Consider the following 13,342-nt stretch of genomic DNA (forward strand, 5'->3'; position numbering starts at 1 on the left):
CCCGACGATGCGCGACGAGTTCGACGAGCCGCAGCCGACCATCGACGCCCGCGCGGATGCCGTGGACGGCGCTCCGGCAGTGATGTCCCACGTGCAGGCGGCGCCGAAAGGCATCGAACTGTTGAACCGCGATTTTCTGACCGATGCAGCAAACCTGCCCGACGGATCGATCGACCTGATTCTGGCCGATCCGCCGTACGGGCTCGGCAAGGACTATGGCAATGATTCGGACATGCGCTCCGGCGAGGATTTCCTCGCCTGGACGCGGGAATGGCTGGATCTGGCCATTCCGAAGCTGAAGCCTTCCGGTTCGCTGTACATTTTCTGCACCTGGCAATATGCGCCGGAAATCTTCGTTTTCCTGAAGTCACGTTTGACGATGGTGAACGAAATCGTCTGGGACCGGCGTGTGCCCAGCATGGGCGGCACGACGCGCCGTTTTACGTCGGTGCACGACAACATCGGTTTTTTCGCGGTGTCGAAGGATTATTACTTCGATCTCGATCCCGTCCGCATCCCGTACGATGCCGTCACGAAGAAGGCGCGTTCGCGCAAGTTGTTCGAAGGCAGCAAGTGGCTGGAGCTTGGCTATAATCCGAAGGACGTCTGGTCCGTATCGAGGTTGCACCGGCAGCACGCCGAGCGCGTCGATCATCCGACCCAGAAGCCTCTGGAAATCGTCGAGCGGATGGTGCTGGCAAGCTGTCCCGTGGGCGGGCGTGTACTCGACCCGTTCATGGGCAGCGGCACCACTGCAGTCGCCTGTGCCCGTCAGCGGCGCGAATTCGTCGGCTATGAGATCAATGAAAGTTACTGCGCGATAGCGCGTGAACGCGTCAGCGCGGTCACGCCGGTTGCGCCGCGAGCGCCTGGCGCGACCGTGGCGCCGGCCGCCGCGGCTGAGTCGCGCTGACACGGCCAATGCAAACCGTGCTCGAAGCGCACAAATAACGCGCAGTTAGCGTGCAGATAACGATTTCCGAGAAAATTTCCATGTCCCGTATCAAGAACACATTCGCGGCTTTGGCCGAGCAGGGCAAGAAAGGCCTGATTCCGTTCATGACGGCAGGCGATCCGGATCCGGCCCGCACGGTCGAATTCATGCATGCGCTTGCCGCCGGCGGCGCGGACGTCATCGAACTCGGCGTGCCGTTTTCCGACCCGATGGCGGATGGCCCGGTGATCCAGGCGTCGTCGGAGCGGGCGCTCGCCAAAGGCGTCTCGCTGCGCACGGTGCTCGCCGACGTGAAACGCTTTCGCGAGAAAAACGACAGGACGCCCGTTGTGCTGATGGGTTATGCGAATCCGATCGAGCGTATGGGCGCCGATGTTTTCGCCGCTGCAGCGAAAGAAGCGGGCGTCGACGGCGTTCTGGTGGTCGACTACCCGCCCGAAGAATCGGTGGCATTCGCCGAAAAAATGCGTGCTGCAGGCATCGATCCGATCTTTCTGCTCGCACCGACGTCGACCGACGACCGCATCGCGGAGGTCGGCAAGATCGCGAGCGGCTACGTCTATTACGTGTCGCTCAAGGGGGTCACCGGAGCGGCAAATCTGGACGTTTCCAGCATCGCAGGTAAAATCCCGGCCATCAAGTCGCGCGTTCCCCTGCCGGTAGGCGTCGGTTTTGGCATCCGGGACGCCGATACGGCGCGCGCCGTGGCCGAAGTTTCCGATGCCGTCGTGATCGGCAGCCGGATCGTCCAGTTGCTACAGCAGGCTTCGCCAGAGGCCGCTGCCGACACGCTGACGCGTTTCATCGCGGAAGTGCGTCAGGCGGTCGACAGCATCGGTACGGCCGCGCGATAACACTAATTTTGTCGTCTCTGGCAAGGCGGCGGGCGCGTCCCGCCGCTTCGCACATAGAAGAAGACCTTTGAGGGATACAACATGAGCTGGCTCGACAAACTGCTGCCGCCGAAAATCAAGCAAACCGATCCGAAAAACCGCAAGGGGATTCCGGAAGGCCTGTGGATCAAGTGCCCGTCGTGCGAAGCGGTGCTGTACCGCAACGACGTGGAGGCGAATCTGCACGTTTGCCCGAAGTGCGACCATCACATGCGCATCGGCGCGCGTGAGCGGCTCGACGGCTTGCTCGATCCGGAAGGCCGCTACGAAATCGGCCAGGAAATCCTGCCGGTCGACGCGCTCAAGTTCAAGGACAGCCGCAAGTACCCGGATCGCCTGAAAGAGGCGATGGAAGACACCGACGAAACCGACGCGATGGTCGTCATGGGCGGCGCGATCCACACGCTGCCGGTTGTGGTCGCGTGCTTCGAATTCTCGTTCATGGGCGGCTCGATGGGCTCGGTGGTCGGCGAGCGCTTCGTGCGCGGCGCGCAGAACGCGCTCGAGCAGCAGGTGCCGTTCATCTGCTTTACCGCTTCGGGCGGCGCGCGGATGCAGGAAAGCCTGCTTTCGCTGATGCAGATGGCAAAAACCACGGCGATGCTCACGAAGCTGTCGGACGCCAAACTCCCGTTCATCTCCGTGCTGACCGACCCGACGATGGGCGGCGTGTCGGCGAGCTTCGCCTTCCTCGGCGACGTTGTGATCGCTGAACCGAAGGCACTGATCGGCTTCGCCGGGCCGCGCGTGATCGAGCAGACCGTGCGCGAAAAGCTGCCGGAAGGTTTCCAGCGCGCCGAATTCCTGCTGACGAAGGGCGCGATCGACATGATCGTCGACCGTCGCAAGCTGCGTGAGGAAATCGCGCAACTGATGGCGCTGCTCACGCGTCAGCCGGCTGACGCCGTCGCCTGAGCGGGTGACCGCGCGCGTTCCGCACGGTAGCGGCGATGCGCGGTAAATGTAAAAAAGCAGCGCGCCGTGCGAGCAATCGAGCGGCGCGCCGTCGTTTCCGGGATAATGTCGGCCTTGCTGGCTCACCTGCCTTGCCCGGCTGCAACCGATGACCTCATTTTCGACCCTCGACGCGTGGCTCACGCATCTTGAATCCGCGCATCCTGTCGGCATCGACATGGGTCTTGCCCGTATCAACCAGGTGCGCGAAGCGCTGCAGCTCTCGTTCGACTGCCCGGTGATCACGGTTGGCGGCACCAATGGCAAGGGTTCGACGTGCGCGATCCTCGAATCGATCCTGCTGCGCGCGGGCTATAGCGTTGGCTGCCACACGTCGCCGCATCTGATGGCATTCAACGAGCGCGCCCGCCTGAACGGGCAGAACGCCACCGATGCCGAATTGCTGCCGCACTTCCACGCCGTCGAAAAAGCGCGCAAGAGCCTGCCTGCGCCCGTCTCGCTCACCTACTTCGAGTTCACGACGCTCGCGATCATGCATCTGTTCGCGTCGCGCGGGCTGGACGCGGTGATCTTCGAAGTGGGTCTCGGCGGCCGGCTGGACGCGGTCAATATTCTCGACACCGACTGCGCGATCATCACGAGTATCGATATCGATCACACCGATTACCTCGGCGATACGCGCGAAAAGATCGCTTTTGAAAAGGCCGGCATCTTCCGCGCCGGCAAGCCAGCAATCTGCGCCGATCCGGTCCCGCCGCAAACGCTGATCGATCACGCCGAAAAGATCGGTGCCGACCTGTGGCTCTTTGGCCGGGATTTCCGCTACGAAGGACAGGCGGGCAGCGAACGCCAGCAATGGAGCTACGTCGGCCGGACGATGCGGCGCTCGGCGCTTGCTTATCCGGCGCTGCGCGGCGCGAACCAGCTGATCAACACGTCGGCGGCGCTGGCCGGCCTTGAGGCGCTGCGCGACCGTCTGCCGGTTTCCGCGCAGGACATCCGCCTCGGGCTCGCCAACGTCGAACTGCCGGGCCGCTTTCAGGTGCTGCCAGGCCTGCCGGCCGTCGTGCTGGACGTCGGCCACAATCCGCACGCCGCCGCAGTGCTGGCGCAAAATCTCGGCAATATGGGCTATTTTCCGTACACGTACGCGGTATTTGGCTCGATGCGCGACAAGGACATCGCAGGCATCCTGCAGCATCTGAAGGGCGAGATCGACCACTGGTGTGTGACCGACCTGCCGACGCCGCGCGGCGCTCCGGCCGCCGATCTCGAAGCGGCATTGCGCGAGGCGGGCGTCACGGATGGACCGGATAGCAGCGTGCAACGCTTTGAATCGCCAGCAGAAGCTTTTCAGGACGCACTAAAACGGGTGCCTGACAATGGTAGAATCGTGGTTTTCGGTAGTTTCTATACGGTGGCAGGTGTGATGGCCTACCGTAAATCGCAGCAACACTGAACGCGCAGCCTCGAACCAGGCCATTCATGGGAATTTTCTCGTTCGGTAAGAAAGACGACGCGCCCAGCCGGCGCGGCGCAAACTCCAGTTCAAGCAAGGCCACCCGTGGCGAGCGGGTGGAGCGGCGAACCCGCCGCACGGAGCGGTCCAGCGATGCGGATGCGATGCTGCTCGACCCTACACTTCCCGAGAAACAGCGCGCCCGGCGCCGCCTGGTCGGCGCGATCGCGCTGGTCGTAGCCGCGGTCGTCGTGCTGCCGATGGTGCTCGATTCGCACCCGAAGCCCGTCACCGACGACATCTCGATCGATATCCCCGCCCGCCCTGCGCCGAAGGCCAGCGCGAGCCCCGAAGACACGCAGGCAGGCGTCGCGCCGGACAATCCGCCGGCTGCTACCGCGCTCGCTGCTTCTGGTCTGGCCCCGGCCGGAATGAAGCCAGACACGGCAGCGAAGGTGTCGGAAGCACCGGCCGTACCGGCTGCGCCGGTTACGAAACAGGCAGCGACACCCGACACGAAAGCGACTGTGGCAGCGAAGCCAGCCAGGCCCGAGGCGCCGGTTGTCGCCGCGAACTCCTCTCCCCAGACAAAACCAGCGACGAAACCCGCGCAGCCCGCAGAGGCCGTGCCGCAGACCGCCGCCGCGGCAGATGCCGATTCCGGCACGCCGGCCGCGCCGCCGGGCAACCGTTTCGCCGTGCAGCTCGGTTCGTTTCCGGATGACGCGAGCGCACATAGCTGGGCAACGAAGTTGAAAGCGGCGGGTGTGCCCGCATATACCGAGCGTCGGAAGCAGTCCGACGGTTCGATGCGTACGTTGCTGCGCGCGGGTCCGTTCGCGGACCGGGCGGCGGCATCGGCAGCCATCGCGAAGGTGCGTGAAGCGGGCCTGACGTCGGGCGCGAACAACGGCGCTGCACAGTAAGCCGCCAATGTTCACTGCCTTCGACTACGCTGTAATGGCGGTCATCGGCCTGTCGGCGCTGCGCGGTACGTGGCGCGGTTTTTTGTCCGAGATATTCGGGCTGATTGGCTGGATTGCCGCGTTTCTGGTTGCGTGCCGCTTCGTCGGCTATGTGGTGCCGTATATCCCGGCTACGTGGCCGGGCGGCCCGCTGACCCAGTGGCTGATCGCCTTCGCGGTGATCGTGATCGGCGTGGTGCTGGTGGCGGGCGTCGCGAACGCGCTGCTCAGCAGGCTGGTGCAGGCGACTGGCCTTTCCGGCGTCGATCGCTCGCTGGGTTTGATGTTCGGCCTCGTACGCGGGGTCATTCTGGTGCTGATTCTGGTCGCGCTCGCGGGACTGACCGAACTGCCCCAGCAGGAATTCTGGCAACACGCCTTGCTGCGGCCCTACGCCGAGAAAGGTGTGCAGGAACTGAAACCGCTGCTTCCCGAGACACTCGCTGCCTACGTCCGTGTGTGACGTTCTACAACGGGCAGTTGTCGCGGAAAGCCTGCAGCACCCCGGCGTAGTCCGGCTGCCCACATGGCACCGGTCGCTGCCGTTACGAATTTTGTACCTTTGAAGGACATGCCATGTGCGGCATCGTAGGCGTAGTTTCTCAATCCCCGGTCAACCAGCTGATCTATGACAGCCTGCTGCTCCTGCAGCATCGCGGTCAGGACGCCGCCGGCATCGCGACGGCGAACGGCAGCAACTTCCACATGCACAAGGCCAACGGCATGGTCCGCGACGTGTTCCGCACGCGCAACATGCGCAGCCTGCCGGGTACCACCGGCATCGGCCAGGTGCGCTACCCGACGGCCGGTTCGGCGTCGAGCGAAGAGGAAGCCCAGCCGTTCTACGTGAACGCACCGTTCGGCATCATCCTTGCCCACAACGGCAATCTGACCAACTGGCAGCAGCTGAAAGACGAGATGTTCCGCGTCGATCGCCGCCACATCAACACGAACTCCGACACCGAAGTGATGCTGAACGTGCTCGCGCACGAACTGCAGCTGTCGAGCTCGGGTCTGCAACTCGACCCGGCCGCGCTCTTCAAGGCGGTGTCGGGCGTGCATCGTCGGGTGCGCGGGTCGTACGCGATTGTTTCGCTGATCGCCGGTTACGGTCTGCTCGCATTCCGCGACCCGTTCGGCATCCGTCCGCTCTGTCTCGGCAAGCAGGAAACGCCGGATGGCGTCGAATGGATCCTGGCGTCGGAATCGGTCGCAATCGAAGGCATCGGTTTCGAATTCGTGCGCGACGTCGAGCCGGGCGAAGCGATTTTCATCGACCTCGAAGGCAACCTCCATGCGCAGCAATGCGCAACGGCGCCGAGCCTGAACCCGTGCATTTTCGAACTCGTGTACCTGGCGCGTCCGGACTCGGTGCTCGACGGCGTGCCGGTCTACAACGTGCGTCTGCGCATGGGCGACTATCTCGCCGAGAAAATCAAGCGCGAGTTGCCCGGCGTCGCCATCGATGTCGTGATGCCGATTCCCGATTCGTCGCGTCCGGCAGCGATGCAGGTCGCGAAGAAGCTGGGCGTGGAATATCGCGAAGGGTTCTTCAAGAACCGTTACGTCGGCCGTACGTTCATCATGCCGGGCCAGGCCGTGCGCAAGAAGTCGGTGCGCCAGAAGTTGAACGCGATGGGTATCGAGTTCAAGGGCAAGAACGTGCTGATCGTCGACGACTCGATCGTGCGTGGCACCACGTCGCACGAAATCGTGCAGATGGCGCGTGACGCGGGCGCGAACAAGGTGATCTTCGCTTCGGCGGCGCCGCCGGTGAAGTTCCCGAACGTGTACGGCATCGACATGCCGACGCGCGGTGAACTCGTCGCCCACGGCCGTACCGATGATGAAGTAGCGCGCATGATTGGCGCTGACCATCTCGTTTATCAGGACGTTGACGCGCTGAAGCAGGCGGTCCGCGACATCAACCCGGCGTTGAAGGAGTTCGAAGCGTCGTGCTTCGACGGCAACTACATCACGGGTGATGTCACGACCGAGTACCTCGATCGCATCGAACGCGCCCGCCTTGCGCCTTCCGCGCAATCGGACCGCGACGCGGCGAGCGAAGCGATCGACGGCGGCACGGCACGTTCGCAATTGCACCTGCAACTGTCGGTCGAGTAAGGCTGCATGCGTGGCGCGAATGCCGGATGCACGGTGCGCGCCGCGCGTGTTAGGATGACGGCTTGCGTCGATTTGAACTCAGCTTGCGGACGCGGGGCAACCCAAAACAGCTAAAGCGAACGGTGGTGAAACAGCAATACGCCATCGACGCTCCAGCTTTCCCCCGCACATGAAGCCCGCTTATGCCGACGCAAAGCGGGCTTTTTTGTCGCTGTCGTTTGTGAACGCGTGATCGTATCGCGTGGGCACGGATGTTCAGCTCAGGAAAACGGAACCAGAAAGAACATGGACGACTCCCTTAACTTCGACACTCTCGCGGTACGCTCAGGCTCGCTGCGTAGCGAATTCAACGAACATTCGGAAGCGATCTTCCTCACGTCGAGCTTCTGCTTTTCGAGCGCCGCCGAAGCCGCCGACCGCTTCAAGCATTCCGAAGACTATTACACGTACTCGCGCTTCACGAATCCGACCGTGACGATGTTTCAGGACCGTCTGGCCGCGCTCGAAGGCGGCGAGGCGTGCATGGCCACGGCATCGGGCATGGCCGCGATCATGTCGGTCGTGATGTCGGCGTTACAGGCGGGCGATCACCTCGTCAGTTCGCAGAGCCTCTTCGGCTCGACGCTCGGCATGTTCTCGCAGATCTTCAGCAAGTTCGGCATCACGACGACCTTCGTCGACCCGACCGATCTCGACGCCTGGAAAAATGCGGTACGTCCCGAGACGAAGATGTTCTTCCTCGAAACGCCGTCCAATCCGCTGACCGAGATTGCCGATATCGAAGCAATCGGCAAGATCGCTAAATCGGTGAACGCGCTGTTCGTGGTCGACAACTGTTTTTGCAGCCCGGCGCTGCAGCAGCCGCTGAAACTCGGCGCGGACGTCGTCATGCATTCGGCGACCAAGTTTCTCGACGGCCAGGGACGTGTGCTGGGCGGCGCGCTCGTCGGCTCGAAGCAGTTCATCATGGAAAAGGTGTTTCCGTTCGTGCGCAGCGCGGGCCCGACGCTGTCGGCGTTCAACGCGTGGGTGCTGCTGAAGGGCATGGAAACGCTGTCGCTGCGGGTAGAAAAGCAGTCGGCGAATGCGCTGGAAATCGCCCGCTGGCTCGAGACACATCCGGCGGTGAACCGCGTGTTCTATCCGGGCCTCGAATCGCATCCGCAATATGCGATCGCGAAGCGTCAGCAGAAGGCAGGCGGCGCGATTGTGTCGTTCGAGCTGAAGGGCGATACGCCTGAAGCGATGCAGGCGAACGCCTGGCGCGTGATCGACAGCACGAAAATCTGCTCGATCACCGGCAATCTCGGCGATACGCGTACGACGATCACGCATCCGGCGACGACCACGCACGGCCGCGTGACACCAGAAGCGCGGGCGGCAGCAGGCATCACGGAAGGGCTGATCCGGCTCGCCGTTGGCCTCGAAAACCCGAACGACATTCGCGGCGATCTGGCGCGCGGACTGGCAATTCAAGCTGCGTGAGGGGAAGCGTCAGCGCGCTGGTTTCGGCCGCGCGCTGACGTTTTTTCGCTTTTTCGTTTCTTCGCCTGGAGCAAGCGGTTGCGTGCCCGTTGTGCGCATTGTGTCTGCGTGCGTTTAGTGCTGCAGCGCGCGCCACTGCCCGGGCGCAAGCCCGAAGCGCCGCGTGAACGCGTGCGTGAATGCGCTCTGGTCGCCAAAACCAATGTCGAGCGCGATGTGCGATAGCGTGTGCCGCGGATCCGCCAGCAGTGTGAGCGACGTATCGAGCCGCAAACGTTGCAGATAGCGATGGGGCGTTTCGCCGAACGCCTCGATAAAAAGCTGATGAAAGCGCCGCATTCCGAAGCCGCAATGCGCGGCGAGATCGGCGATGCGCAGCGGCTCCGACAGATGCGCGCGCAACCAGCGGTCAATGCGTGCGAAATCAAGCCCCAGGGCAGGCAGCGCACCAGCGCCTGATTTCGTGGCACCCGAATCCGACAGAATCGCCGCACAGAGCCGCGCAGCGGTGTTCCAGTTGAACTGGCGAGCCCACGCTTCGTCGTCGGCATACGCAGCGCCTGGGGCGCTGGCGGCGACGGTGCGCACGAGTTCAGTCAGCGAGCCATCGATTTCGACAGCGCGTGCGCGGTCAAACAGCCGTTGCGGCACGGCTAGCGACGAAGCCGGTAGATCGAGTACAAGTTGCCGGTTCTCGCCGATGCCCGCGTAATCATGACGTGCGCCAGCAGGAATCAGCCAGGCCGAACGGCTGTCGATCTCCCGACCGACGCCGTCCACAGCCATGACCATCGCGCCATCGAGCCCGAGTACGACCTGATGAAAGTCGTGCACATCGGTCGCTTCGGTCGCGCCATAGCGACGCAACGAAACGGTGGGTCTGACGATGGCAGCGTGGTGATCCATCGTTCAGAACGCGGTCAGACGTCCAGCAGTTCGACTTCGAACACGAGCGTTGCATTCGGCGGAATCACGCCGCCCGCACCGCGCACGCCGTAGCCGAGTTGCGGCGGAATGGTCAGGCGACGCACGCCACCCACCTTCATGCCCTGCACGCCTTCGTCCCAGCCCTTGATGACCATGCCGCCGCCCAGCACGAAGGCGAACGGATCGTTACGGTCCTTGCTCGAATCGAATTTCTGGCCGTCCGTGAGCCAGCCGGTGTAGTGGACGCTGACGGTCTTGCCGGCCTGCGCTTCAGCGCCGGTGCCTTCGGTCAGGTCTTCGTATTTCAGGCCGGATTCGGTCGTGACAATCGACATGGGGAACTCCTCGAGACAGATCGTTCAAAACCGACATTGTAGGCGCGTTGCCCCTGCGCCCGCCAGCCAGCCATCCGGACTATGCCATCTGGCCGGGGCGTTTCGTGGCGGCGGTGGCGTAGGCCGTGCCTATAATGTGGCATTGTTTCCGCGCACGCCCCGCACACCAGGATTTCGATCGTGACAACGTTTTCCAGCAACACCCAGCAGTCCGCCACGGTGCCCCCGGCGTGGCCGGACAACGAACGTACTGCGCGTCTGTGTGCCGAGACCGCGCTTTTCATGCGTGATCACGTGCTGTCCCTCGTGTCGCACGATCTGCGCAGTCCGCTGAATGCGATCCACAGTTGGGCGTATGTGCTCGAGCGCAAGCTCGATGCGGGAGATGCCACCACGCAGCGCGCCATCACCGGCATTCGTAGCGGCGTCGACCAGCAGGTCAAGCTGCTGGAGTCGCTTGTCGACACCACGCGCGCCGAAACGAAATCGCTAGCGCTTGCCCGCGCGCCGTTCGCACTGGCCGCGATGATCGATGCAACGGCCGATGCGGTTCGCACGCCGTTTGCGCAGGCGCGCGCGGTGACCGTCACGTCCGGGTCGACACTCGCGGGCGAGCGGCTCAACGGCGATGCGGAACGTCTCGCGCAGGCCCTGTGGCTGATGCTGACGTTCGCTATCGAAACCAGTGTGCGCGAAACCAGCGTCGCGCTCGAAAACACACTCGACGGGACCACGTGGCAGGCAACCGTCACGTTCACGCCGGCGCCGGCCGCGCTGGGCGACGCCGCGTTGCCGCATCTGCTCGAAGCGTTCGCACGCCGCCAGGCGCAGGAACCACGCGAAGTGGGGCGCATTGCGTGGGTCCTCGCGTTGTGCAGGCGCGTCGCCGAGGCTCATGGCGGCAAGTTCGAGCAAAACGAAGAGACGCTCGTGCTGCGGGTTCCGCTCGGCGCCGCATGACCGGATTCGCGCGCTTTCATCGAGGGGTTGGCTTTCAACTATCTTTCAACCTCTATACTGGCGACTTTTGTTTCTGGAGCCTTCTGCCTTGATTCAGGTCGTCGCCATTCTGGGTGCGCTGTTGCTGGTGGCACTCAACGGGTTTTTTGTCGCTGCCGAATTCGGGCTGGTGAAGTTACGGCAAACACGCGTGCAGGCGCTCGCGCAAAAGCACGGCCTGCGCGGCAAGCTGCTCGCCAGGGTGCATGGTCGCCTCGATGCGTACCTCTCCGCGTGCCAGCTCGGCATCACGCTTGCGTCACTCGGTCTTGGCTGGATTGGCGAGCCGGCGTTTGCTGAACTGCTGCATCCGCTCTTTGGGCTTCTGGGCATCGAATCGGAGAAGCTGGTTCACGGCATCTCGTTCTTTTTCGCGTTCTCGTGCATCTCGTTTCTGCATATTGTGGTCGGCGAACTGGCGCCCAAGTCGCTCGCCATCCGCCAGGCCGAGAAGATCGCACTGTGGGTCGCGTTGCCGCTGTACGGTTTTTACTGGGCGATGTATCCGGCGATCTGGGTGCTGAATACCAGCGCGAACACGGTGCTGCGCATCGCCGGTCTGACGGCCGATCACGGTGGCGATTCGCACTATTCGAACGAGGAACTCAAGCTAATCCTGCGCGGCCGCCGCGAGGGCGCGGCCGGCAGCATCGCGGCCGCTTCAGCCGCGTATAGCCAGGACGAATGGAACACGTTTGCCCATTCGCTCGATTTTTCGCGGCTGACGGTTTCCGACCTGATGCGTCCGGCACACGAGATGATTGGCCTGCGTCGCGATCTGCCGTTGCGCGACAACATGCAGGTCGTCGCGCGTCACCGGTTCAGCCGGTATCCGCTGTTCGAAGACGCTGCCGGCGAGCGCGTCGCCGGCATGATTCACCTGAAAGACCTGCTGCTGGCGCGTCAGGCGGGCAGTGTGCTCGAAGACCTGGAGCCCTACACGCGCCCTGTGCAGTATGTGCAGCCGAACATGCCGGCGCTGGAACTGTTCCGCCGTTTCCGCAAGGGCGCACCGCATCTGGCGCTCGTCGGACACAAGGGCGAAAAGCCCATCGGCTTTCTCACGCTCGACAATCTGCTCGGCGCGCTGGTCGGCCAGATTCACGACGAATTCCGGCAGGGCGACGCCGACTGGACGCGTATGGACGACGGCACGCTGATGGGCAAGGGCAGTCTGCCCGTGGTGTCGCTCGAACGCGCGCTCGGTATCGATATCGACGAGGGGCGGGCCGAGTCGGTCGGCGGCCTCGTCATTCAGGCGCTCAACGATCTGCCGGCGGAAGGGCAGCGCGTGTCGTTCGACCGTTTCGATGTCGTCGTGAAAAAGATGCGCGGGCCGCGCATCGTGCTCGTACGTGTCTACCCGAAAGAATTCGACGACGAAGGCGGCTGACGCTCCAGCCGACTCGCGGTGTGACATTCAACCGGCGTCGCCGAACGCCGCCGTCATCTAAACGCGCCCTTGCGTTCGTTCGCCTCCGGAAGCTGACGTGTCTCGCGCACCGAGCGCGGATGCCACAGCTTCGCGCCGCCTTCGATGCCGGCCTGGTTAGACACGATCGCCACGTTCGCCGGCAATTCGAACTTCAGGCGTGCTGCGTTGCCGCCGCCTATCCACAGCTTGTCGTAGTTCACGAGCGAAGCGAGGATACCGATGATCTTGTGCACGCGGCGGTTCCATCGCTTGTCGCCGGCTTTCTCGCGCGCGGCGTTGCCGATGTACTCATCGTAAGCGCGGCCCTTGCTCACCGGGTGATGCGCGAGTTCGAGATGCGGCATCAGTTCGCCATCGCGAAAGAGGGCCGTGCCCGCGCCAGTGCCGAGCGTCAGCACGAACTCGATGCCTTTGCCTTCGATCGCGGCGAAGCCCTGCATTTCGGCGTCGTTGATCATGCGCACGGGCAGTGCGCCGAGGCGTGCCGACAGTTCGTCCGCGAGCGGAATGTCGTGCCAGCCCGTCACGCCAAAGTGCGGCGCCGTCAGGATGCGGTTGTTGCGCACGAAGCCGGGAAAGCCGATCGATATCTGCGTCGGCGGATGTTGCGCGACGATCGGCGCAACCAGCGCGACCAGCGTATCGACGAGCTGGTCCGGCGTGCACGGATGCGGCGTCGCCACGCGCACGCGCTCTGTCAACATGTGTCCGGTGGCGTCGATGATCGCTGCCTTCAGGCCTGTGCCGCCGACGTCGATCGCCAGAATCTGCTCCGGTGCATGGATGATTTTCGGCTTGCGGGTTGTCACCACGTTTTTCCCCTGGTCGTGCTTCGTGCTGCGCGTCGTAT

General features: G+C 63.4%; 13 protein-coding genes. 10 read left to right on the plus strand and 3 right to left on the minus strand.

Annotation, left to right across the window (positions count from 1 at the left end):
• Positions 1 to 82: 82 nt before the first annotated feature.
• From LPA36_RS08765 to LPA36_RS08800, 8 genes are all read left to right on the plus strand, one after another.
• Positions 83 to 913, plus strand: a complete 831-nt coding sequence (locus LPA36_RS08765) for a DNA-methyltransferase (protein WP_407674256.1) — start codon at positions 83 to 85, stop codon at positions 911 to 913.
• An 80-nt stretch (positions 914 to 993) separates the two neighbouring features.
• Positions 994 to 1,809 carry a tryptophan synthase subunit alpha gene (gene trpA / locus LPA36_RS08770; RefSeq protein ID WP_228875765.1) on the plus strand — a complete coding sequence of 272 codons (816 nt, stop codon included), beginning with the start codon at positions 994 to 996 and terminating at the stop codon, positions 1,807 to 1,809.
• A gap of 81 nt (positions 1,810 to 1,890) precedes the next feature.
• Entirely contained in the window at positions 1,891 to 2,763 is an 873-nt protein-coding gene (accD, locus tag LPA36_RS08775; protein ID WP_228875766.1) for an acetyl-CoA carboxylase, carboxyltransferase subunit beta, read from the plus strand.
• A 148-nt stretch (positions 2,764 to 2,911) separates the two neighbouring features.
• The gene (gene folC / locus LPA36_RS08780) at positions 2,912 to 4,222 is read left to right on the plus strand and encodes a bifunctional tetrahydrofolate synthase/dihydrofolate synthase (RefSeq protein WP_228875767.1); all 1,311 of its coding nucleotides are present in this window, start codon (positions 2,912 to 2,914) and stop codon (positions 4,220 to 4,222) included.
• A gap of 26 nt (positions 4,223 to 4,248) precedes the next feature.
• Positions 4,249 to 5,148 carry an SPOR domain-containing protein gene (locus LPA36_RS08785; protein WP_228875768.1) on the plus strand — a complete coding sequence of 300 codons (900 nt, stop codon included), beginning with the start codon at positions 4,249 to 4,251 and terminating at the stop codon, positions 5,146 to 5,148.
• 7 nt (positions 5,149 to 5,155) lie between these two features.
• Entirely contained in the window at positions 5,156 to 5,650 is a 495-nt protein-coding gene (locus LPA36_RS08790) for a CvpA family protein (RefSeq protein ID WP_228875769.1), read from the plus strand.
• Positions 5,651 to 5,763: 113 nt separating this feature from the next.
• Positions 5,764 to 7,311, plus strand: a complete 1,548-nt coding sequence (gene purF, locus LPA36_RS08795; RefSeq protein WP_228875770.1) for an amidophosphoribosyltransferase — start codon at positions 5,764 to 5,766, stop codon at positions 7,309 to 7,311.
• Between the two features lie 285 nt (positions 7,312 to 7,596).
• Complete coding sequence (locus LPA36_RS08800; RefSeq protein WP_228875771.1) at positions 7,597 to 8,796, plus strand: O-succinylhomoserine sulfhydrylase; 1,200 nt, start codon at positions 7,597 to 7,599, stop codon at positions 8,794 to 8,796.
• Between the two features lie 114 nt (positions 8,797 to 8,910).
• Here the strand turns inward: LPA36_RS08800 and LPA36_RS08805 are convergent, their stop codons facing one another.
• On the minus strand, positions 8,911 to 9,702 hold the full coding sequence (locus LPA36_RS08805) for a helix-turn-helix domain-containing protein (RefSeq protein WP_228875772.1): 792 nt from the start codon (positions 9,700 to 9,702) through the stop codon (positions 8,911 to 8,913).
• A 14-nt stretch (positions 9,703 to 9,716) separates the two neighbouring features.
• Positions 9,717 to 10,058 carry an FKBP-type peptidyl-prolyl cis-trans isomerase gene (locus LPA36_RS08810; RefSeq protein ID WP_133665834.1) on the minus strand — a complete coding sequence of 114 codons (342 nt, stop codon included), beginning with the start codon at positions 10,056 to 10,058 and terminating at the stop codon, positions 9,717 to 9,719.
• 180 nt (positions 10,059 to 10,238) lie between these two features.
• Here LPA36_RS08810 and LPA36_RS08815 point away from each other — a divergent pair, with 180 nt between their 5' ends.
• The gene (locus LPA36_RS08815) at positions 10,239 to 11,018 is read left to right on the plus strand and encodes a sensor histidine kinase (RefSeq protein WP_407674244.1); all 780 of its coding nucleotides are present in this window, start codon (positions 10,239 to 10,241) and stop codon (positions 11,016 to 11,018) included.
• An 88-nt stretch (positions 11,019 to 11,106) separates the two neighbouring features.
• Positions 11,107 to 12,450 carry a hemolysin family protein gene (locus LPA36_RS08820; protein ID WP_228875773.1) on the plus strand — a complete coding sequence of 448 codons (1,344 nt, stop codon included), beginning with the start codon at positions 11,107 to 11,109 and terminating at the stop codon, positions 12,448 to 12,450.
• A 53-nt stretch (positions 12,451 to 12,503) separates the two neighbouring features.
• Here the strand turns inward: LPA36_RS08820 and LPA36_RS08825 are convergent, their stop codons facing one another.
• Positions 12,504 to 13,301, minus strand: coding sequence for an ROK family protein (locus LPA36_RS08825; protein ID WP_228875774.1), 798 nt, complete (start codon positions 13,299 to 13,301; stop codon positions 12,504 to 12,506).
• Positions 13,302 to 13,342 lie beyond the last annotated feature (41 nt).

The organism is Paraburkholderia saeva, from assembly GCF_907164555.1.
Lineage (GTDB): Bacteria > Pseudomonadota > Gammaproteobacteria > Burkholderiales > Burkholderiaceae > Paraburkholderia > Paraburkholderia saeva.